The sequence below is a fragment of the Mesorhizobium sp. WSM4904 genome, from assembly GCF_029674545.1.
Taxonomy (GTDB): domain Bacteria; phylum Pseudomonadota; class Alphaproteobacteria; order Rhizobiales; family Rhizobiaceae; genus Mesorhizobium.
Genome location: NZ_CP121354.1, coordinates 5901578 through 5921801 on the forward strand (window position 1 = coordinate 5901578; position 20224 = coordinate 5921801).

21 protein-coding genes are annotated in these 20224 nt (G+C 64.7%); 9 read left to right on the plus strand and 12 right to left on the minus strand.

What is annotated here, in order from left to right:
• Positions 1-29 precede the first annotated feature (29 nt).
• On the plus strand, positions 30-1013 hold the full coding sequence (gene ubiA / locus QAZ47_RS28685) for a 4-hydroxybenzoate octaprenyltransferase (RefSeq protein ID WP_278233903.1): 984 nt from the start codon (positions 30-32) through the stop codon (positions 1011-1013).
• Positions 1014-1177: 164 nt separating this feature from the next.
• Here the strand turns inward: ubiA and QAZ47_RS28690 are convergent, their stop codons facing one another.
• The 3 genes from QAZ47_RS28690 to QAZ47_RS28700 form a co-directional block, all read right to left on the minus strand.
• Positions 1178-1744 (minus strand): DUF6101 family protein, encoded by a 567-nt coding sequence (locus QAZ47_RS28690; protein WP_278204309.1) that lies wholly within the window; start codon positions 1742-1744, stop codon positions 1178-1180.
• Positions 1745-1928: 184 nt separating this feature from the next.
• Positions 1929-3371 carry an FAD-binding oxidoreductase gene (locus QAZ47_RS28695; protein WP_278231616.1) on the minus strand — a complete coding sequence of 481 codons (1443 nt, stop codon included), beginning with the start codon at positions 3369-3371 and terminating at the stop codon, positions 1929-1931.
• Positions 3372-3390: 19 nt separating this feature from the next.
• Positions 3391-4353 carry an L-threonylcarbamoyladenylate synthase gene (locus tag QAZ47_RS28700; RefSeq protein ID WP_278233904.1) on the minus strand — a complete coding sequence of 321 codons (963 nt, stop codon included), beginning with the start codon at positions 4351-4353 and terminating at the stop codon, positions 3391-3393.
• A gap of 287 nt (positions 4354-4640) precedes the next feature.
• On the opposite strand from QAZ47_RS28700, the gene QAZ47_RS28705 reads away from it, so the two are divergent.
• On the plus strand, positions 4641-5102 hold the full coding sequence (locus QAZ47_RS28705) for a hypothetical protein (protein ID WP_278231617.1): 462 nt from the start codon (positions 4641-4643) through the stop codon (positions 5100-5102).
• Positions 5103-5196: 94 nt separating this feature from the next.
• On the opposite strand, the gene QAZ47_RS28710 is transcribed toward QAZ47_RS28705, so the two are convergent.
• The 4 genes from QAZ47_RS28710 to QAZ47_RS28725 all read right to left on the minus strand — a co-directional run bounded on the left by QAZ47_RS28710 (position 5197) and on the right by QAZ47_RS28725 (position 10183).
• Complete coding sequence (locus QAZ47_RS28710) at positions 5197-5505, minus strand: ATPase (RefSeq protein WP_278231618.1); 309 nt, start codon at positions 5503-5505, stop codon at positions 5197-5199.
• 268 nt (positions 5506-5773) lie between these two features.
• Positions 5774-8230: a glycine--tRNA ligase subunit beta gene (gene glyS / locus QAZ47_RS28715; protein WP_278231619.1), complete on the minus strand. Its 2457-nt coding sequence runs from the start codon at positions 8228-8230 to the stop codon at positions 5774-5776.
• Positions 8231-8298: 68 nt separating this feature from the next.
• The gene (locus QAZ47_RS28720; RefSeq protein ID WP_278231620.1) at positions 8299-8700 is read right to left on the minus strand and encodes a DUF559 domain-containing protein; all 402 of its coding nucleotides are present in this window, start codon (positions 8698-8700) and stop codon (positions 8299-8301) included.
• Positions 8701-9130: 430 nt separating this feature from the next.
• On the minus strand, positions 9131-10183 hold the full coding sequence (locus QAZ47_RS28725; RefSeq protein ID WP_278231621.1) for a glycine--tRNA ligase subunit alpha: 1053 nt from the start codon (positions 10181-10183) through the stop codon (positions 9131-9133).
• 168 nt (positions 10184-10351) lie between these two features.
• Here QAZ47_RS28725 and QAZ47_RS28730 point away from each other — a divergent pair, with 168 nt between their 5' ends.
• Entirely contained in the window at positions 10352-10813 is a 462-nt protein-coding gene (locus QAZ47_RS28730) for a GNAT family N-acetyltransferase (RefSeq protein WP_278231622.1), read from the plus strand.
• Between the two features lie 486 nt (positions 10814-11299).
• Here the strand turns inward: QAZ47_RS28730 and QAZ47_RS28735 are convergent, their stop codons facing one another.
• From QAZ47_RS28735 to QAZ47_RS28755, 5 genes are all read right to left on the minus strand, one after another.
• Positions 11300-13075, minus strand: a complete 1776-nt coding sequence (locus tag QAZ47_RS28735; protein ID WP_278231623.1) for a tetratricopeptide repeat protein — start codon at positions 13073-13075, stop codon at positions 11300-11302.
• Positions 13076-13272: 197 nt separating this feature from the next.
• Positions 13273-13689: a DUF1284 domain-containing protein gene (locus QAZ47_RS28740; RefSeq protein WP_278231624.1), complete on the minus strand. Its 417-nt coding sequence runs from the start codon at positions 13687-13689 to the stop codon at positions 13273-13275.
• 6 nt (positions 13690-13695) lie between these two features.
• Positions 13696-14295 (minus strand): biotin transporter BioY, encoded by a 600-nt coding sequence (locus QAZ47_RS28745; RefSeq protein ID WP_278231625.1) that lies wholly within the window; start codon positions 14293-14295, stop codon positions 13696-13698.
• A gap of 205 nt (positions 14296-14500) precedes the next feature.
• Positions 14501-15166, minus strand: coding sequence for a GntR family transcriptional regulator (locus tag QAZ47_RS28750; RefSeq protein ID WP_278231626.1), 666 nt, complete (start codon positions 15164-15166; stop codon positions 14501-14503).
• Between the two features lie 108 nt (positions 15167-15274).
• The gene (locus tag QAZ47_RS28755) at positions 15275-16288 is read right to left on the minus strand and encodes a polyprenyl synthetase family protein (protein ID WP_278073354.1); all 1014 of its coding nucleotides are present in this window, start codon (positions 16286-16288) and stop codon (positions 15275-15277) included.
• Between the two features lie 161 nt (positions 16289-16449).
• Here QAZ47_RS28755 and QAZ47_RS28760 point away from each other — a divergent pair, with 161 nt between their 5' ends.
• The 6 genes from QAZ47_RS28760 (at position 16450) to moaB (ending at position 20161) form a co-directional block, all read left to right on the plus strand.
• A complete protein-coding gene (locus tag QAZ47_RS28760) occupies positions 16450-16674 on the plus strand; it encodes a DUF2007 domain-containing protein (RefSeq protein ID WP_278073355.1) in 225 nt (74 codons plus the stop codon).
• Positions 16674-17468: a methyltransferase gene (locus QAZ47_RS28765; RefSeq protein WP_278231627.1), complete on the plus strand. Its 795-nt coding sequence runs from the start codon at positions 16674-16676 to the stop codon at positions 17466-17468. The genes QAZ47_RS28760 and QAZ47_RS28765 overlap by 1 nt, the downstream gene beginning before the upstream one ends.
• 108 nt (positions 17469-17576) lie before the next feature.
• Positions 17577-18434, plus strand: a complete 858-nt coding sequence (locus QAZ47_RS28770; RefSeq protein ID WP_278231628.1) for a S49 family peptidase — start codon at positions 17577-17579, stop codon at positions 18432-18434.
• 83 nt (positions 18435-18517) lie between these two features.
• Positions 18518-18703 (plus strand): membrane protein, encoded by a 186-nt coding sequence (locus QAZ47_RS28775; protein ID WP_027164591.1) that lies wholly within the window; start codon positions 18518-18520, stop codon positions 18701-18703.
• A gap of 25 nt (positions 18704-18728) precedes the next feature.
• A complete protein-coding gene (locus QAZ47_RS28780) occupies positions 18729-19610 on the plus strand; it encodes a 4-(cytidine 5'-diphospho)-2-C-methyl-D-erythritol kinase (protein ID WP_278233905.1) in 882 nt (293 codons plus the stop codon).
• On the plus strand, positions 19610-20161 hold the full coding sequence (gene moaB / locus QAZ47_RS28785; RefSeq protein ID WP_278231629.1) for a molybdenum cofactor biosynthesis protein B: 552 nt from the start codon (positions 19610-19612) through the stop codon (positions 20159-20161). The genes QAZ47_RS28780 and moaB overlap by 1 nt, the downstream gene beginning before the upstream one ends.
• Positions 20162-20224 lie beyond the last annotated feature (63 nt).

Here is a 20224-nt window from a genome sequence, read left to right on the forward strand (position 1 = left end):
GCGCCAGCCGCTGCTGCCACTCCAGCGCAATGGAAACCATTCAGTCGAAAGCCACCCAGGGCCGCGTCGCGGACGCGCCGAGCGGCCATTGGGTCTACAGGGTGCTGCCGCGCTGGCTGTGGCCCTATGCGCAGCTCGCGCGCTGGGACCGGCCGATCGGCTGGCAATTGCTGCTCTGGCCCTGCTGGTGGTCGGCGGCCCTTGCGGCCAGCGCCTATCCGCGCCCGACCGATCCGCTGCTGACGCTGTTGCCGGCGCCCTGGTATCTATTGCTGTTCTTCGTCGGCGCCGTCGCCATGCGCGGCGCCGGCTGCACCTATAACGACATCGTCGACGAGGACATCGACAACCAGGTCGAGCGCACCCGCTCGCGGCCGCTGCCTGCCGGCAAGGTGACAAAGCGCCAGGCCTGGGCATTCCTGATCATCCAGGCATTGGTCGGGCTTGCGGTGCTGCTTCAATTCAACAGCTTCGCCATTCCGCTCGGCATCGCCTCGCTGGCCATCGTCGCCGTCTATCCGTTCATGAAGCGCATCACCAATTGGCCGCAATTCGTGCTGGGGCTGGCCTTCTCCTGGGGCGCGCTGATGGGCTGGGCGGTCGAGTTCGGCGATCTCGATGGGCCGGCCATCATGCTCTATATCGGCTCGATCCTGTGGGTGATCGGCTACGACACGATCTACGCGCATCAGGACAAGGAAGACGACGCCATCGTCGGCGTGCGCTCGACGGCGCGGCTGTTCGGCGACAACACCAAGATGTGGCTGGTGGGGCTCTACGGCGGCACCCTCGTCTGCTTCGCCATCGCCTTTGCTTCGGCACAGGTGCCGATGCCGGCGCTGGCCGGGCTGATCGCGGCCGGCGCGCATATGGCGCGCCAGATCGTCCGGCTCGACATCAACGATCCGGACCAGTGCCTGAAGCTGTTCAAGTCGAACAACCAGGTCGGCTGGCTGATCTTTCTGGGACTGATCGGCGGCGCGCTCTGGGTGGCGCTGAAGCCGCTGGTGTAGCGCCACTTTTCCTTCTCCCCTTGTGGGAGAAGGTGGATCGGCGCGCAGCGCCGAGACGGATGAGGGGTGTTCCAGCGGAGTGATAGGTTGGCGTTCCTTGGAGCACCCCTCATCCGTCGCCTTCGGCGACACCTTCTCCCACAAGGGGAGAAGGGGGAACTGCGCTACTCCCGCGCGATGATCTCCTCGCCGCCGATGACGAGCCTCAGGCCGAGATTGCCGGTCCTGCGGCGGGCGAGGAAGCGCGGACGGCGCATGTTGGATACGCGGCCCTTGCGGCGTTCCTGCGGCGGCAGCGCCTTGATGGCGGCGCCGAGCGATTCTTCCAGCGTGCGGGCGATGCCGTCGGCCTCGATCAACAGCATCGGCAGGCGATAGGCATCGGCCCAGGCGCGCCAGTCGGCGGCGACGTCGTCGAGATCGTCGGCGACCAGAAGCGGCACCGACAGCATCGGATCATTGTGCAAAAGTTCCAGCGTCACGGTGACGTTGCCGTCCGGATCTTCCATGGCGCGGGCGGCGACGCCGCGGAACGCATTGGCTGGCAGCGCGATGATCGCCGGCAGGCCGCTCATCTCCAGCATGCGCCGGATGACGGCGCCACGCTGATCGATCGTGAAGGTAACATCGCCATAGTCGTCGCGCGTGGCATAGCTCACCATCTGCGGCAGGCGAAACGGGTCGAGACGCATGTTGCGCCCCGCCCAGACTGGCTTCAGTCCAGTGTTCATCGAGTGCCTTCCTGTTTCTCCTGAGGGCCGTTTTCCGGTTCTCTCCGGGCCGGTTTTCCCGGCCTCGTTATGGGAGAAACATTAGCGCTCGCTTCTTACCGCCTCGCTTAAGAAAGTCAGTTAAATTTTGCTGATCGGGGCCGATGGTTATCGGAATGCAACCAGCCACAAGATGTTGGAAGAATTAGATAACCTTACCGGGATTCATGATGCCGGCCGGATCGAAGGCGGCTTTCACCCGGCGCATCAGATCGATCGCCATCGGCGGCGCCGTGGCGGCCAGTTCGTCGCGCTTCAGCTGGCCGATGCCATGCTCGGCCGAGATGGAGCCGTGGAAGGAGCGGACGACGTCGTGCACGGCCTTGTTCATCGGGCGGTAGAGACCGAGGAACGCTTCGTCATCGCCGCCTTCGGGGCGGGAAATGTTATAGTGCAGATTGCCGTCGCCCATGTGACCGAAGCAGACGACGCGCGCGCCGGGGCTGACGGAGGCGACGGCGCCGGCGGCCGTCTCGATGAAGTCCGGGATCGAGGCGATCGGCACCGAGATGTCATGCTTGATCGAAGCGCCTTCCGGCTTCTGGCACTCTGGCAGCACCTCGCGGAAGTTCCAGAAGGCATCGCCCTGGGCCAGGCTGGCCGCGACCACCGCGTCGCCGACGATACCTGTCTCGAGGCCGGCCGCCAGCACTTCCTCTATCAGCGCTCTGCCATCCTCTTCCGAGCGCCCGGACGAAATCTGCATCAGCACATACCACGGCCAGTCGTCGGCCAGCGGCCGCGTCACGCCCTGCGCATGCAGAAGTGTAAAATCGTAAGGCCGTTTGCCGATCAGCTCGAAAGCGGTGAGCGACTGACCTGCCTGATCCATCGCCAGGGTGAACAGCGACAGCGCGTCTCTCGCCGAAGACAGGCCGACGAAGGCAACCTCCCTGCCCTTCGGCTTGGGAAACAGCTTGAGCACGGCGGCGGTGATGACGCCAAGCGTGCCCTCGGCGCCGACGAAAAGGTTCTTCAGATCGTAGCCGGTGTTGTCCTTCTTCAGCTTGCGCAGATCGTCGAATACTTCGCCGGTCGGCAGCACCACTTCGACGCCGAGGCAAAGCTCGCGCGCATTGCCATAGGCAAGCACGCCGGTGCCGCCGGCGTTCGAAGAAAGATTGCCGCCGATCTGGCAGGAGCCTTGGGCCGCGAGCGACAGCGGAAACAGCCGGTCGGCGGCGTCGGCCGCATCCTGCAGCGTCTGCAGGATGACGCCAGCCTCGGCGGTGACCGTGTTCGACAATATGTCGATCTCGCGGATGCGGTTCAGCCGCGACAGCGACAGCACGATGTCGCGGCCGGATTTGTCCGGCACCTGGGCGCCGACCAGGCCGGTGTTGCCGCTCTGCGGCACGACCGGCGTTCCGGTCTCGGTCGCCAGACGCATGATGCGGCTCACTTCCTCGACGCTGCCCGGCCTGAGCACCAGCGATGTTCGGCCATGCCACAGGCCGCGCCGCTCGGTGATGTAGGGAGCGATGTCGGCCTGGTCGCGCAGCGCATATTTGTCGCCGACGATGGCCGCAAAACGGTCGATGAGGGCGGGATCGAGGTCGAAGGGCTGATCGTCGGTCTGATCGTTCATGGAGCCCAAACTATGACGCTCAGTCGATCTTGTCACGCGGGGCGGCGGCGCGGGCGAGCCGGTCGTTGATCGCCTCGCCCAGGCCGTCGAGCGGGATCGGCTCGACGGCGATGGTAGCGGCGCCGCTGCGGTCGAGCGCCTGCATATAGGCGAACAGATTGGCGGCTGCCTCGCGCAGATCGCCCGCTTCGGAAAGATTGCGCACTGCCACCGCGCCGCGCCAGCCCTCGGCACGATCGCGGCCGAAGGCCAGCAGCGCCTCGCCGCCGGCCACCCTATCGGCATTGAGACGCACCGAGGCGCCCGGAGCGTAATGCGAGGCGAGCATGCCGGGCGCCTGGATGCCGGCAGCGCCGCGGACAATCTTTGCGCCGGCAATGGCTTCGATCTCACGGGCGGCAATGCCGCCCGGCCTCAGCAGCCTCAGCTTGTCGTCCTCGATCTTGACGATGGTCGATTCCAGGCCGACGGGTGTCGCGCCGCCGTCGACCACCAGCTTGATCTTACCGCCGAGATCGGCCTCCACAGCTTGCGCCGTCGTGGCGCTGATCTTGCCGGAGGAGTTGGCGCTGGGAGCGGCGAGCGGGCGGCCAAGCCGCGCGATCAATTCGCCGCCAAAACCCCTCGGCATGCGCAGCGCGATGGTGTCCAGCCCCGCGGTGACCAGCGGATGCATGTTGTTTTCCGCGCGTTGCGGCAGCACCAGCGTCAGCGGACCGGGCCAGAAGGCCCTGGCCAGTTTCGTCGACAGCGGATCGAATTCTGCGATGCGGTTTGCCATGGCCAGGTCGGCGACATGAGCAATCAGCGGATTGAAGCGCGGCCGGCCCTTGGCCTCGAAGATACGCGCCACGGCGACGCCATTGGTGGCGTCGCCGGCGAGCCCGTAAACGGTCTCGGTCGGGATTGCGACGACATCGCCGGCTTCGAGCAGCGTCAGCGCCCGTTCCATCGCCTCGCCGACGGCAAGTATCTCAGCCAAATTCATCACCGATCCTGAACACGCCGGTCCCGTAATACGGCCGGCAATGCGGGGCAAGGCAGGCATTGGCGATTTATCAATCCCTAAAATGTTAAGTTTCCGCGCAAGCCGGCATCAATTCGCCGGCACTAGGGTGCTGGTTTCCGGTTGTTGGGCTCGGGGGAGTTGTTGTGATGCGCATGCTTTGCTTTGGCGCAATTCCGGACGGAAGGCTACGGCGAAGTCGCCGAGCCCAACCGTTATGCGCCTTTCCTGGAATTGTTCTGGGAGCGGTCTCAATCGGCCTTTTGGCGACGACCGGTCTGGCGCAGGCTTCGTCCATCGTCGTGCTCGGCGTTTCGACCTCGACGCCTTCCGTGATCAGGCTAGCCGCGATCGAACCAGGCAAGATCTCGACACCATCGATCGTGGCGCTCGGCGAACCGGTGCCAGCCGTCACCGACGAAAAGGTGGCCGCGATCCCGCAGAAATCGGAGCGGAGGCACGCGCAGACGCCGACGATCATCCGCGGCGGCATCGTCGGCGGCGCCTTCGCGACACCCGCGGCGGCCGCGGCTGCAAAATCCACGGAACCGGCAAACGGCACCGCGCCCGCCACGCCTGCCAACGGCGCCGCCGCGGCAGCTCCCGACGGCGACACCAAAGCGGCCAACAACAAGCCGGCCGCAAACGGATCGGGCGGCCAGGCGCAGCCGCAAGCCAAACCGCAGAACAGTTCGACATTGCAGCCGGTCGGCAAGGCCATGTAGGGCTACCCTCGCGGTCGCCGATCTCTAAGCTCAATTGAAAAAGGGCGACGTTTGCAAGCGCCGCCCTTCGTTTCTTCAAGCGACGAGAAACGGCTCAGGCCGCTTCTTCCTTGTCATCGTCCTCGGACTCGTCGTCCTCGTCGTCCTCATCCTCGTCGTCGTCCGACTCTTCGTCGCTCGAGGCAGTGGCTTCCTCATCAGAGTCTTCGTCTTCGTCTTCGTCGTCCTCGTCTTCGTCGTCGGCTTCTTCCTCGTCGCCTTCCTCTTCATCGTCTTCAGACGGATCGGCGGCTTCGATGGCCGCGGCGGCGGCATGGTCGAGAAGGTTTTCAGAAGCGGGCTCGATACCCTCGGCGGCGGCCGGGGTTTCTTCGGTCAATTCGATATCGTGAACGGAATTCATGGCATGCCTCCGTGGTTTGGGAACGTCTTAAGGCGCGTCGCTCTGAAACGAATTCAGGCGACGCGCCTCAAGTCTTTGTTTGATGCATGTCGTTGTCCCAGAACCGCTGAACACCTCTGGGCGACATGCATTGGTTCTCCCACGCGGAGGTCATTGCCATATGACTGTAAGCCGGCTCCGGCGCGTTAAATTTCGGGCTGTGAAATTGTCGAAGCGCACCGCGCCTTGTGGGGCGCAGGCAGCTTCGGATCGGCGATTTTTCAGGCCGTCAGCCGACGATTTTTGAAAAATCGGCGACCTGGTCGGTAGCGGCGCGGATGCGGGCAAGCAGCGCAAGGCGGTTGGCGCGCACGGCCTGGTCCTCATCATTCACGAGAACGCCTTCAAAGAATGAATCAACCGGTTCACGCAAAACGCTAAGCGCCAGCATGGCGGCGGAAAAATCTTCGTTTTGAATCGCTTGGCCGGCTTCCTTCTCGGCCTGATTCATCGCGGCATAGAGCTTCTTTTCCGCGTCCTCGCGGAACAGAGCCGGCTCAACGGTTTCGGCGATGAGCGTTTTCTTCTTCTCCTCGGCGGCCAGGATGTTGGCGGCGCGCTTGGTGCCGGCGAGCAGGTTCTTGCCGTCCTCGCTGTCGAGGAAGGAGCCCAGCGCCTCGACGCGGCGGACGATCTGCAGGAGGTCATCGTTCGGCGATTGGCCGATCTCCCCCCTTGTGGGGGAGATGCCCGGCAGGGCAGAGGGGGGCGCGACAGAATGAGGGGCCGGCGGGACAGCGCCCCCCTCTGTCGGCTTCGCCGACATCTCCCCCACAAGGGGGGAGATCGGGCGCGAGCCCGCCGACAGCACGGCATCGATCAAGTCATACCGTGCGCCGCTTTCACGCAGGTAGACCTTCAGGCGATCGTGGAAGAAGGCAAGGAGGTCCGACATCTGGTCGGCACCGCCCGTGAAGTTCGCAAAGGCCTTGGAGAAGATCGAGGTCAGCCCCATGCGAATGCGGTTCTCGATCAAAATCCTGACCACGCCAAGTGCCGCGCGCCGCAGCGCGAAGGGATCCTTGCTGCCGGTCGGCTTCTCGTCAATTGCCCAGAAGCCGCTCAACGTGTCGAACTTGTCGGCAAGCGCTACGGCAACCGACACGGGATCGGTTGGCACCCGGTCGGACGGGCCTTGCGGCTTGTAGTGCTCCTCGGCGGCCGCGGCCACGGATGGATGCTCACCCTGAAGCAACGCGTATTTGCGGCCCATGGCGCCCTGCAGCTCGGGGAACTCGCCGACCACCTCGGTCTGCAGGTCGGCCTTGGCGAGCACCGACGCGCGGACGACAAGCGCGGTAATCTCCCCTCTCGAGGGGGAGATGTCGCCGAAGGCGACAGAGGGGGTCGTCTCGCGTGAAGCGCCGACTTCCTCTTTCTTGCCAAGGCCAGAATGCGTCGCGCCAGCTGAAGCGACCCCCTCTGGCCTGCCGGCCATCTCCCCCTCGAGGGGGGAGATCGACCTCACCATCACCGGCGCCAACTCCTCAGCCAGCCGCTTGATGCGCGCAACCCGTGCGCCCTGCGTGCCGAGCTTGGCATGGAAGGTCACATTGAGGTGGTCGAGCCGCGCCATGCGTTGGTCGAGCGGCTTCTTCAGGTCCAGGTCGAACTTTGCCGCGGATTCTTGCAACTGGTCGAGGTCCGGCAGATCGCCCTGATCGGTCTTCCAGAAATAGAGCGCATCGGAGAGCCGCGCCCGCACCACCTTGCCGTTGCCGTAGGCGATCTCCTTGCCGCCATCGGTCGCCTCGATGTTGGCGACGAGGATGAAGCGGTTGGAGAGGTCCTCGGCGGCGCCGTGCAGCCGGGTGACGAAGCATTTCTGGTTGGCGCGGATGGTGAGGCGGATGACCTCGGCCGGAATGGTGAGAAAATCCTGCTCGAATTCGCCCATCAGCACGACCGGCCATTCGACCAGGCCGGAAACTTCCTCCAGCAGGCCTTCGTCCTCGACGAGGTCGAGACCGTTGGCAAAGGCGATGTTGCGCGCATCCGCCAGGATGATCTCCTTGCGACGGTCGGCATCGAGAACGACCTTGGCCGCCTCGAGCTTGGCCGAATAGTCGTCGAAGCGGCGAACGGTGATCGGGCCCGGCGCGTGGAAGCGGTGGCCATAGGTGACGTTGCCGGAACGGATGCCGTCGATCTCGAAATCGACCACCACCGGCTCTTCTGTCTCCGGCCCGAAGGTGCAGACGATCGACTGCAGCGGCCGCACCCAGCGCAGCGAGCCTGGCCTGGCCGAGGCCGGCCCCCAGCGCATCGATTTCGGCCAGGGGAAGTTCTTGATGATGCCCGGCACCAGCTCGGCGATGATCTCTTCGGCCGCCCGGCCCGGTTTCGAGATGTGGGCGACGTAAAAGTCGCCCTTCTTGGGATCCGAATGGACATGCGCCTCGGCGATCGAGGCGAGACCTGCCTTGCGCAGGAAACCCTGCACCGCCTGCTCGGGCGCCGTGGTCGACGGACCCTTGATCTCCTCGCGAATGTCCTTCGAGCGCGGCGTTAGCCCACGGATGTCGAGCGCCAGGCGCCGCGGCGTCCAGTATTCGCGCGCCGCCTCATAGGTAAGACCCGCCTCGACCAGACCGTCGGTCAGCATCTTCCTGAGATCGCCGGCTGCTTTGCGCTGCATGCGGGCGGGGATCTCTTCCGAGCGGAGTTCTAGGAGTAGGTCGGGCATAGTTAAGCTCCCACCCTCCCCTTGATGGGGAGGGTCGGCGCGTAGCGCCGGGGTGGGGTGGCGGCCTCTCAGCTGCCATTACCTTCGGCACCGTCGCGCAGATGCAGGTGTAATTTCCGTTCTTCCACCGCCGCATAGATTGTATCGAGGACGGAATCCAGTTCGTTTTTTATCTCGTGGTTCCAGAAACGGACAACGCGGTAGCCCTGGCTTTCAAACCACCGCGTCCGAACTTCATCATGGCGCAGCTGATCATCGGCACCATGGTGGAAGCCATCCACCTCAATAATCAGCTTCAGCCGATGTGAGATAAAGTCGGGATAGTAGCCACCAACCGATGCTTGCCGACGAAAGTGCGTGCCTTCGACTGGGATGCGCCAGAGGTGCTGCCACAACCTGCGTTCCTCGTCGGTCATCGCCGCGCGCAGCCTTCGCGCGGACTGCAACTTGAAGCGATCAAGTTTCGGCATAGGGAAGCGCCCGTCACCCCCACCCGCCGCTTCGCGGCGACCTCCCCCATCAAGGGGGAGGTAGAGGGCGCATAGCAACTCGGCTCGCCGCTGTCACCCTGCCTGCCGATCGCGAGATCGAGCTATTTCAGGAAATTTTCAGGTCTTTGTCGGGACGAAGCGGACCCGCCCGTCCTAAGAGCAAGAAATCCCATGAACCGAACACTGCACTGAAGCGACCAACGCTCAGGCGGAGAACTATTGGCTGAAAGACGATGAAAACGGCATCGAGAACCCTGCAGATCCTGGCACTGAGCGCCTGCTTCGCCGCCCAGATGCATGGCACGTTCTCGATGCCTGGCGTGAGGCAAGCGCTGCGCACAATCGAAAGCGCAAGCAGCCAGAGCGCGTTGACGCTGACCGCCGCTGAGATCGCGAAAGCTTTCTTGAGCTAAGCCGCCAGACCGCCCGCCCGCGTCTTCAGGAACGCCTCGCCGCAGGCCTTGGCCAGATTGCGCACGCGCAGGATGTAGCTCTGCCGCTCGGTGACGGAGATCACGCCGCGCGCGTCGAGCAGGTTGAAGACATGGCTTGCCTTGATGCACTGGTCGTAGGCCGGGAAGACCATGCGGTGGTACCCCTCCCCCTTGAGGGGAGGGTGGCCCGAATGGGTCGCCTGCGATGCGCTCGACGCCTTATTGGCGGTGCCTCCTGCGAGGACCCCCTCTGTCGGCTTCGCCGACATCTCCCCCTCGAGGGGGGAGATTGGCGCGCCGGCGGCAAGCAGCGCCCTGCACTCGGCCTCGGCGTCCTCGAAATGCCGAAGCAGCATCGCGGTGTTGGCGAATTCGAAATTGTGGCGCGAATATTCCTGCTCGGCCTGCAGGAAGACCTCGCCATAGGTGACCTTCTCGGCGCCCTCGCGGCCGTTGAAGTTCAAGTCGTAGACATTGTCGACGCCCTGCACATACATGGCGAGGCGCTCGAGCCCATAGGTGAGCTCGCCGGCCACCGGCGCGCATTCGATGCCGCAGACCTGCTGGAAATAGGTGAACTGCGACACTTCCATGCCGTCGCACCAGCACTCCCAGCCGAGGCCCCAGGCGCCCAGCGTCGGGCTTTCCCAATCGTCCTCGACGAAGCGGATGTCGTGCAGCAGCGGATCGACGCCGATAGCCTCGAGCGAACCGAGATAGAGTTCCTGCAGGTTGGGCGGGTTCGGCTTCAGGATCACCTGATACTGATAGTAATGCTGCAGCCGGTTCGGGTTCTCGCCGTAGCGGCCGTCCTTCGGGCGGCGCGACGGCTGCACGTAAGCCGCGTTCCAACGCAGCGGACCGAGCGCGCGCAAGGTGGTTGCCGGATGGAAGGTCCCGGCGCCGACTTCCATGTCGTAGGGCTGCAGGATGACGCAGCCGTAAGCCGCCCAGTAATTGTGCAAGGTCAGGATCAGCCCCTGGAAAGAGCGGCTGGGATGCATGTGGGCAGGAATTTCGACGGTCACGGCAGCCTCGGAAAGCGCTGGAATGGGCATTCCCTAGTTGGCGGGCCGGCGAGCGTCAAGGCAGGGCGCCGCATCACGGAGAGGTTGAACGCTTTGCCAGCGGCTGGCCCATTGCCGGGCGTCGCAGTTGGCCGTTTGCTCTCGCCGCTTCAATCTGAGGGATATGTCATGCCAAGCCAATGGATCGTCCGCCCCGTCACTCGGCAGGATTACGAACAATGGCTGCCGCTCTGGGATGGCTACAACGCATTCTACGGCCGATCGGGCGAAACGGCGCTTGCCGGCGAGATCACCCAGATGACCTGGTCGCGCTTCTTCGATGCCTACGAGCCGATGCATGCGCTGGTGGCCGAGCGCGACGGCAAGCTTCTCGGCCTGGTCCACTATCTCTACCACCGCTCGACCACCGCGATCGCGCCGAACTGCTACCTGCAGGATCTCTTCACGTCGCAGGCATCGCGCGGCCAAGGCGTCGGCAGGGCGCTGATCGAGGGCGTCTACGAGCGCGCCAAAGCCGCTGGCTCGGGCCGCGTCTACTGGCTGACGCACGAGACCAACCACACCGCCATGCAGCTCTACGACAAGATCGGCGAGCGCTCGGGGTTCGTCGTTTACCGGAAAATGTTTTAGGTCCTCGACACAGGGATTTTTGAAAGTCGCCATTGTCGACGAGTAAGATTTTCGCCGGTCATTTCCGTGAAATCGGCACGAACGCTGAGATTGGCTGAAGCCGCCCGAATCTCGTCATTCCAGGGCGGAGCAGCCGCGAAGCGGCGTCGCGGAGACCCTGGAATCCATTCCGTGACCCTGATCAAAGAGTGCAGCGGAGCAGAATTCTGCGCCGCAGCAGCGCTCATGCGTTACGGAATGGATCCTCGGGTCTGCGCGCGTCGCTTCGCTCCTTGCTCCGCCCGTGGATGACGATCACGATGGGCGTTTCGGCCAATCTCCAACGCATGCCGCCTGCCAACGCAAACAGCCTACAGGTCAAGATTTCTCCGCCAGGGAACTGGCGTTTGCCGATATTCAGTGAGGCCGGCCCGGGCTCGGCAGACGCCGAGCCGAAACGAAAACGGGGCTAGATGAGCCCCGTCGTCTTGAACGTTGGCGGAAGGGTCACCCCTTCGGCGGGGGCGGCGTGACCGGCTTGACCTTGGGGGTTTCCTGCGCCGTGTTGGATTCGATCGGCGGCAGCCCCTTGAGCAGCTTCTGCTGCAGGGCGGCAAGCACGTCCGGGTCCGGCTTAAGGTCGCGTGCCTGTGTCCACTGGAAGGTCGCTTCCAGCTTGCGGCCGACGCGCCAATAGGCATCGCCCAGATGGTCGTTGAGGACCGGATCCTCCGGCTTCAGCGACACGGCGCGCTCCATTTCGCGGACGGCGTCATCGAAGCGGCCGAGGCGGTAATAGGCCCATCCCAGCGAATCGACGATGTAGCCGTCGCTTGGCCTGAGATCCACGGCCTTCTGGATCATCGCCAGGCCTTCCTTGAGGTTGGTGTTCATATCGACCCAGGAATAGCCGAGATAGTTCAGAACCTGAGGCTGGTCGGGCTGCAACTCCAGCGCCTTGCGGAAATTGGGCTCTGCCTTCGGCCATTCCTTCAGTCGCTCATAGGCAATGCCGCGCTGGTAGAAGATGTTCCAGTTGGCGGCGGTCGGCGTCTTCAGCGCCTCGACCGCCTTGTCGTAGAGATTGGCGGCCGAGCGGTAGTCCTCCTTGGAGGAATAGACGCCGCCGAGCGCGAGATAGCCTCGCATGTCGGCCGCATGCGCATCGACATAACCCTTGAGGTGCGCAATCGCCTCGTCGTTGCGGTCGATGTCGGCGAGGTTCAGGCCAAGCTGCAGCTCCGAAAGCTCCTTCAGCGGCGAGGAGGCCGGAATGCGGCGGTAGAGCGCTATCGCGCCTTCGCCGTCCTTCAGCTGCTCGGCGACGGCAGCGAGCTGAACGAGGGCGGCATCGCTGTCCGGCTTCAGCGCCAGCGCGTATTGCAGATAGAGCCGCACGAAAGGCTCGCCGCCGCCGCGATTGAGCGCGGTGGCGAGGTCGAGCAGGATTTCGGAGGCGCCGTCGGCCGGGGTAGCGACCAAGGGCTCGATCTTGTCGCCCTTGTTGATCCTGTCGCGCAGCGTGGTGATTTCGAGCTTGCCCGGCGCGAAGGCCTCGGCCTGGTTGAGCACCGCAAGCGCCTTCGTCTTGTCGCCCTTGCGGGAGAGGAACGAGGCATAGGCCTGGGCGTTGCGCATCCACGTCTCGGGCGCGGAGCCACCGGCGGCGGTGTCGGCCAGGGTGGCGGCGTAGATTTCATCGGCCTTGTCGGAAAGGCCGGCGGCGTCGGCGATCAGCGCGCGATGATAGGACTTGAACAGGCCGAACCAGTCCGGTCCCTTGAGCTTGTCGATGGATTCCATCGCTTCCGACGCACTGCCCGCGCCTTCCTTGGCCCAGCCGTCCATGACGCCGGAGAGCAGCCGGTCGAGATCGGATTCGAGCGACAGCTTCAGCCAGTACTGGGCCTTGGCGTAGTCCTTCTTGTGGAAGGAATCGACGGCAAGCGCCAGCCGCGAGAAACGCTCGACATCGGGCACTTCCTTGAGCTTGTCGGCATAGACCAGCGATTCCTCGAAACGCCCTTGCGCGACCAGCGCCAGCATCAGGCTCTGCTGCAGCTCCGTGTCGTTGGGGGCAAAGGCCAGCGCCTGCTTGTAATAGGCGATGGCGTTGTTGAGATCGTTGTCGCTTTCGGCGATGTGGGCGGCAAGATAGGCGCCCGAGAAGGACGTGATCTGGATCGGTTGGGCGTTTTCCTTGGCATGGGCAGGCAGCACCGAAAGCGCCACACCCGTCAAAAATGCCAGCCTTGTCAGCCAGCGCGCACGTCTTTGCTGCATCTTATCCCTTTCAGCCAGACGGGTTCCCGCCCTTGGCGGACCGCCCACAGACTCGATCTTTTCCAGACAAAGCATGGCCTTTTTGGGGTCGGGCTTCAATCCGGCGCGAATCACAATGCGATCATCCAACTTAAAAAACGATGCCCGGCGACCGAAAAGTCCGGAGCGGGCGCCTGCGGCCCGGCGGTATCGGCCGTCTACAGGCGGGTATCGTGAAATCCGCCGGCGGCGACCGCACCGCAGAGGCCAGACCATTCGCAGCCGGAGCATGCCCGGCGCGTCTGGCCGGAGGAAAACGCCGTCCGCATCCGCGCCAGGCTGGCGGGGTCCAGAGCGAGCCGGTCGCCGGCCTGGACCGGCCGGCCGAGGAGAGCGCCGACATCGCGCGCGGCGAGCCCATCCCGTTCGGCGGCGCCTTCGCGCAGGCAGTGCGGCTCGGGCTCGTCCAGCATCGGGGCACAGATGTCGTCCGGCCCGGAGACGATCAAGACCGCCTCGCCCTCGCCCAGCCGCCCCACCACCTTGTCATAGTTGGCGGTGAAGGCGGGCGAATAACCCTTGCCGACATAGGTCAGCAGGCAGAGCAGATGATGGGCGCGCAGCCTGACGGTCATCGCATCTTAGGCGCGCGGATCGCGCTGTTCGGCCCGATAGGTCGAGAAGAGCTTCAGCGTCGCGGCGCCCAGCGCCGACTTCAGCAGGCCGCCGACGATGAACGGCAGGAAGCCGAAGGTGATCGCCTTCTCGGCGCCGATCATGACAGCAAGCCAGGCCGTGCCGAGAACCAGACACAGAAGATTGCCGATGAGCATGGCGGCGAAGGCAAGCATCACCCGATTGCCGTTCCAGCCGCGCTCGGCCAGCCAGCCGACGACCGCGCCGACGATCGGGAACGAGAAGAGATAGCCGCCGGTCGGACCGACTAAATACTGCACGCCGGCGGCGCCGCCCGCCAGAACCGGAAAGCCCGCGGCGCCCTCGACGAGCCACGCCGCGATGGTGAGCGCGCCGAACCGCCAGCCGTAGAGCGCGCCGACGAGCGTCACGGCGAAGGTCTGCATGGTGACCGGAACCGGCACCATCGGCACCTCGATATAGGACGACAGCGCCAGGAACAGCGAGCCGAGAACGACGGCGCCGGCCTTCCAGGCGACGGAGCGACTATCCAGTCTGAGCGGGCTGAAGGAGGGCTTGCGGGTCGAAACGGCGATGTTTGTCACGGTGATGTCCCTGGCTGGTGAAATTATAGATAATTTATGCGTTCGATCTATTATCGAATCCATATTTTTGCAGAGATGGCAAGCGCTCCCTTTCGGAGACATGGATCGACGCGCGACGATGCTGAGCCATTGAAGGGCCGTCAGGGTGCCCAAAACCGACATTTGGCTGCGATGGAGCGCAGAAGCGTAGCTGTGTCTGCGTTCCCTAGCCGACTATGGCGAAGGCGTCGCGGGTCTTGCCGGACGCGGTCTTGACCGGTTTCTGGCCGATCCATTGCACGTGCCGGCCAAGCGTGACGGCGGCCGATTCCGTGTTGCCCTGCCTGAGCGCGCTCAAAATCGCGCGATGATCCTGGTCGGTGCGGGTCTCCCATTCGGAGCGCCAGGCCGCAAACAGGAAGCGGGCGCTCGCGGCATGCAGATCGTCTATGGTGGAAAGCAGCCGCGGCATGTTGCAGGGCGCCAGGATCAGCCGGTGGAAGGTGCGATTGGCCTCTTCCCAGGAGCGGACATCGCGGGATTTGTCGCCCGCCTTGGTCGCCTCCTCGGCCTGGTCGAGGATCGCCGGCGTCAGATGCGGCGCGGCGTGGCGCAGCGCCAGCACTTCCAGCGCCGCGCGCATCTCGGCCACCTCCCGGACCTCACCGAGGTCGAACGCGGCGACGCGCACGCCACGGCGCGGCTCGCTGATCGCCAGACCCTGCGCCTCCAGGCGGCGGAAGGCCTCGCGCACCGGCACGTGGCTGGTGCCGAATTCCTCGGCGACATGGTCCTGGCGCAGCCGCGATCCGGGCTCGATAGCGCCCGAAATGATGCGGTCCGCCAGTTCCTTGCTGATGCGGACGGCGATCGTGTCGTCAGTGCTGGCCATATTTTATAGATAATTTGCGCGACGGCCGTTTGTCGAGACGATCGGAGCGGGATTCACAGATCACCTCACCCGGCGGATGCCAGGCAAGCTCCGGGAAGACCGACGCTCTCAGTTGACGCGGCTGATGCAGAAATCGATGACGTCGATCAGCGCCGACTTCTGCGGCGTCGCTTCCAGCGGCGCCAGCGCGTCGCGGGCAATCTCGCCGAAGTGACGCGCGCGGCCGATCGTATCGGCGATGGCGCCGTGGCGGGTCATCAGGCCGATCGCCTTTTCGAGCCCAGCATCGTCGGTGACATTGTCCTCGATGGCACGCTTCCAGAAGGTGCGCTCGGCCTTGGTGCCGCGCCGATAGGCGAGGATCACCGGCAGCGTTACCTTGCCCTCGCGGAAATCGTCGCCGACATTCTTGCCGAGCTCCTTGCTGGAGCCGCCATAGTCCAGCGCATCGTCTATGAGCTGGAAGGCAAGGCCGAGATTCATACCGTAGGAGCGCAGCGCGGCGCGGTCGTTGCGGGAGGCCTGGGCAATCACCGGACCGACTTCGGCGGCGGCCGAGAACAGGGCGGCGGTCTTGGCCTTGATGACGGCGAAATGCTCGTCCTCGGTGGTCTCCAAGTTCTTGGCGGCGGCAAGCTGCATCACCTCGCCCTCGGCAATGATGGAGGCGGCGCTCGACAGAATGTCGAGGGCTTCCAGCGAGCCGACCTCGACCATCATGCGAAAAGCCTGGCCGAGCAGGAAATCGCCGACCAGCACGCTTGCCTGGTTGCCCCAGATCATGCGCGCCGTCTTCTTGCCGCGGCGAAGCGCGCTCTCGTCGACCACGTCATCGTGGAGCAGCGTCGCGGTGTGCATGAATTCGACCGCGGTGGCGAGCTTGACGTGGCCTTCGCCCGCATAGCCGAACATCTGGGCGGCAGCGAGCGTCAGCATCGGCCTGAGCCGCTTGCCACCGGACGAGATCAGGTGGTTGGCGATCTCCGGGATCATCTCGACGTCGGAGCCGGCCTTGGACAGGATCAGCTCGTTGACGCGTCCCATGTCGGCTGCCGTCAGATCGATGAGATCCTTGATGGAAGCGGGTTCCCGCTTGCCTTCGATATTCAGAACGACGCCCACCACGATCTCTCCCGTATATTGACGCGCACGACAACACCCTGGTCCCGGTGCGACTCTAGGTCGGTACAACCGGGCACGGCAAGAGGCGAATTGGCGCGGCCGGCCTGGCGCGGGCCTGCCTGGACGTTTACATGAACGCCGCAACCTGCGATTTTCATTCCATGATAGAACTCGTCCGCACCAACGACGCCGTCGTCATCTCCTTCGTCGAATCGCTGATGCGCGACGCCGGCATCGCCTGCTTCGTCGCCGACCAGAACATGAGCGTGCTCGACGGATCGATCGGCATCCTGCCCAGGCGCGTCATGGTCGATGCCGACAAGGCCGATGCGGCGCGCCGCATCCTGAAGGACGCCGGCATCGAAAACGAGATCCGCCGGAAATAATGACAGCATCAACCGCCCTCAGCGCCGACACGCCGGCCCACACGGTCGACGCCTTCCATCGCGGGCGCTTCTGGCTGGTGCAGCCGAGACAAGGCCACCGCGCCGGCATGGACGCCATGATGCTGGCCGCTGCTGTTCCATCTGCCTTTTCCGGCGGGCTCGCCGATTTCGGCGCCGGCGCGGGTGCCGCCGCGCTGGCCGTGCTGTCGCGCTGTCCGCAATCGCGCGCGGTTCTGGTCGAGCGCTCCGCAGAGATGGCGGCGTTTGCCGCTGCCACGCTTGCGCATCCGGGCAATGCGCATCTCGTCGGCCGCGCCTCGGCGCTGACGGCCGACGTCACGCTTGCCGGCCGCGCTCGGGCCGAAGCCGGGCTTGCCGACAATTCCTTCGACTTCGTCGTCATGAACCCGCCCTTCAACGCGGCGCAAGATCGCGCCACGCCGGATGCGCTGCGGAAGCAAGCGCATGTCACGGAGGACGGGCTGTTCGAGAGCTGGATCAGAAGCGCCGCCGCCGTCGTCAAGCCGCGCGGCGGGCTGGCGGTGATCGCCAGGCCGGAGCAGCTCGTCGCCATCCTCGATGCGATCGAAGGCCGCTTCGGCGACGCCGAGATAATTTGCGTCCACCCTCGCCCGGACGCGACGGCGATCCGCATCGTCGTCAGGGCGGCGCTCGGGGCGCGCGGCAAGCTGTCGATCCGGCCGCCCCTCATCTTGCACGGACCCTCCGGGAGCGAGCCGACGGAGCGAACCGAGATGATCAATAATGGGCTGGCGTCGCTTTTCGGCGATTGAACAGAGGCCGGCAATGCGGCATTGCCGTTGGCCGGCGAATTCCTACATGCCGGGAGCAAGGATGAGGTCTCACCCCTGCTTTTGCACCTCTTCTGGAGACGAGCTTTCGTGAAACGCTTCCTCAACCGCCTGCTGCCGAAATCCTGGCGCTCGACAGTCGTCACCATCCCGGTCATCCGGCTGCACGGCACCATCCTGCCCGGCGGCGGCCAGTTCCGGCCGAGCCTGTCGCTCGCCTCGACGGCCGGCATGATCGAGAAGGCGTTCAGCTTCGACGCGCCGGCGATCGCGATTTCGATCAACTCGCCGGGCGGCTCGCCGGTGCAGTCGCGGCTGATCTTCAAGCGCATCCGCGACCTGGCGGCGGAAAAGAACAAGAAGGTGCTGGTCTTCGTCGAGGACGTGGCGGCTTCCGGCGGTTACATGATCGCGATCGCCGGCGACGAGATCTTCGCCGACCCATCCTCGATCGTCGGTTCGATCGGCGTCGTTTCCGCCTCGTTCGGGTTCCCGGAACTGCTGAAGAAGATCGGCATCGAGCGGCGCGTCCACACCGCCGGCCAGAACAAGGCCGTGCTCGACCCGTTCAAGCCGGAGAAGAAGGAAGACGTCGAGCGGCTGAAGGCGCTGCAGCTCGAAGTGCACGAGACCTTCATCGATCTGGTCAAGGAGCGGCGCGGCACCAAGCTCAAGGACGATCCGGATCTGTTTACCGGCCTGTTCTGGACCGCCAAGAAGGGTCTCGAGCTCGGTCTGGTCGATGCGCTGGGCGACATGCGCAGCGTGCTCAAGACCCGTTTCGGCGAAAAGACGCAGCTCAAGCTGATCACCACGCCGCGCGGGTTTTTCGGCCGTTTCGGCCTGTTCGGCTCGCGTTTTTCGGCGCCGGATATCGCCGCGGCCGCCGCGAACGGCGTCATCGATGCGGCGGAAGAGCGCGCGCTGTGGGCGCGCTTCGGGCTTTGAAAAAGCCATGAAAGTGGCTAGCATGATCACTTGATCGACCTGTACGGTCGGCCTTGCCGCGCGAACGCGGGAGGAGTTTTGAGATGCCGCAGATCATTTTCTTCGCTGTCGTCGGCGCCGCCGCCTATTTCGGCTATCGCGCTTTCGTGCGTGAGGCCGAGCGTGTGACGGCAAAAATCCGGCGCACCGAGAAACAGGCGGCCAACGGCACGATGGGCACGCTGGTCAAGGATCCGAAGACCGGCGAGTACCGTCTGGCCAAGGACTGAAGCCATCTCGCCAGCAGCCGACATTCTGGAGCCCGAGGCCAAGTCCCGGACATGGCTTGCGCCTGCCAAGATCAATCTGGCGCTGCATGTCATCGGACGGCGCGCCGATGGCTACCACCTGCTCGACAGTCTCGCCGTGTTCACCCGCTTCGGCGACCGGCTGCAGATCGAGCCGGCGGAGCATGACGCGTTCTCGGTATCCGGTCCCTTCGCCGCCGGCATGCCGCTCGGTGGCGACAATCTGGTCGTGCGAGCGCGCGAGGCCTTACGCCAAGAGGCCGGTCCGGAGCGGACGTCGCCCGTCGCCATCCGACTGGAAAAGAACCTGCCGATCGCCTCCGGCGTCGGCGGCGGCTCGAGCGACGCCGCGGCCGCGCTCAACGGTCTTGCGCGTCTCTGGAAGCTCGATATCGACGAAGCCGGACTGGCGCGGATCGGGCTGGCGCTCGGCGCCGATCTGCCGATGTGTCTCAAGGCGAAGCCGCTGATTGCGCGCGGCATCGGCGATGAATTGTGGCCGCTGGCGAAATTTCCGGCATTGGCGCTGGTCCTGGTCAATCCCCGCGCCGCCGTCTCGACGCCCGACGTGTTCAAAGCGCTTTCCAGGCGCGACAATGAGGCATTGCCGCCCCTGCCGAGCCGTCTGGATTTCCACACCATCCGCAACTGGCTCGAAACGACCCGCAACGATCTCGAACCCGCCGCCCAAACCATCCAGCCGGCCGTCGGCGAAGCGCTCAAGGCACTCAAAAAAGCAGGCGCCGCCTTCGCCCGTATGTCCGGCTCCGGCGCCACCTGCTTCGGCCTGTTCGAAACCGGCAATGTCGCCAAGCGCGCGGCGATCGACATCCGTGGCCGCCATCCCGGCTGGTTCGTCGCTGCGACGCGAAGCATGGAGGCCGTTTGATGGCCAACGAAGCCCGTCCCTTCATTCCGGTGCGCATCGCGGTGCTGACCGTTTCCGACACGCGCAGCCTCGCCGACGACAAATCTGGCCAGACGCTTGCCGACCGGATCGCGGAGGCCGGCCATGTCCTTGCCGCCCGCGACATCGTCACCGACGATCGGGAAAAGATCCGCGAGAAGGTGCTCGGTTGGTCGAGGGACGAAGCGGTGGACGTCGTCATCACCACCGGCGGCACCGGCTTCACCGGGCGCGACGTGACGCCGGAAGCGCTGGAGCCGATCTTCGAAAAACGCATGGACGGCTTTTCGGAAGTTTTCCACCGCATTTCCTACGACAAGATCGGCACCTCGACGATCCAGAGCCGGGTGACCGGCGGCGTCGTCAACGCCACCTTCGTCTTCGTCCTGCCGGGCTCGCCCGGCGCCTGCAAGGACGCCTGGGACGGCATCATCAAGGCGCAGCTCGACTACCGCCACATGCCCTGCAACTTCGTCGAGATCATGCCGCGCCTCGACGAGCATCTCAGGCGGGGCGGCAAGCCCACCTCGTAACCACAGGCAAAGCGCTCGATCGGCATCCGGTTTGCAGGCGGAATGGCACTCTCGCCTTCGAGG

Excerpts from the sequence above, each read along its gene's own strand:
- moaB (WP_278231629.1), top strand. The coding sequence starts at position 19,610 with ATGGCCAACGAAGCCCGTCCCTTCATTCCGGTGCGCATCGCGGTGCTG.
- QAZ47_RS28735 (WP_278231623.1), bottom strand. The coding sequence starts at position 13,075 with ATGCAGCAAAGACGTGCGCGCTGGCTGACAAGGCTGGCATTTTTGACG.
- QAZ47_RS28730 (WP_278231622.1), top strand. The coding sequence starts at position 10,352 with ATGCCAAGCCAATGGATCGTCCGCCCCGTCACTCGGCAGGATTACGAA.
- glyS (WP_278231619.1), bottom strand. The coding sequence starts at position 8,230 with ATGCCCGACCTACTCCTAGAACTCCGCTCGGAAGAGATCCCCGCCCGC.
- QAZ47_RS28710 (WP_278231618.1), bottom strand. The coding sequence starts at position 5,505 with ATGAATTCCGTTCACGATATCGAATTGACCGAAGAAACCCCGGCCGCC.
- QAZ47_RS28750 (WP_278231626.1), bottom strand. The coding sequence starts at position 15,166 with ATGGCCAGCACTGACGACACGATCGCCGTCCGCATCAGCAAGGAACTG.
- QAZ47_RS28765 (WP_278231627.1), top strand. The coding sequence starts at position 16,674 with ATGACAGCATCAACCGCCCTCAGCGCCGACACGCCGGCCCACACGGTC.
- QAZ47_RS28695 (WP_278231616.1), bottom strand. The coding sequence starts at position 3,371 with ATGAACGATCAGACCGACGATCAGCCCTTCGACCTCGATCCCGCCCTC.
- QAZ47_RS28690 (WP_278204309.1), bottom strand. The coding sequence starts at position 1,744 with ATGAACACTGGACTGAAGCCAGTCTGGGCGGGGCGCAACATGCGTCTC.
- QAZ47_RS28760 (WP_278073355.1), top strand. The coding sequence starts at position 16,450 with ATGATAGAACTCGTCCGCACCAACGACGCCGTCGTCATCTCCTTCGTC.
- QAZ47_RS28775 (WP_027164591.1), top strand. The coding sequence starts at position 18,518 with ATGCCGCAGATCATTTTCTTCGCTGTCGTCGGCGCCGCCGCCTATTTC.
- QAZ47_RS28740 (WP_278231624.1), bottom strand. The coding sequence starts at position 13,689 with ATGACCGTCAGGCTGCGCGCCCATCATCTGCTCTGCCTGCTGACCTAT.
- ubiA (WP_278233903.1), top strand. The coding sequence starts at position 30 with ATGGAAACCATTCAGTCGAAAGCCACCCAGGGCCGCGTCGCGGACGCG.
- QAZ47_RS28720 (WP_278231620.1), bottom strand. The coding sequence starts at position 8,700 with ATGCCGAAACTTGATCGCTTCAAGTTGCAGTCCGCGCGAAGGCTGCGC.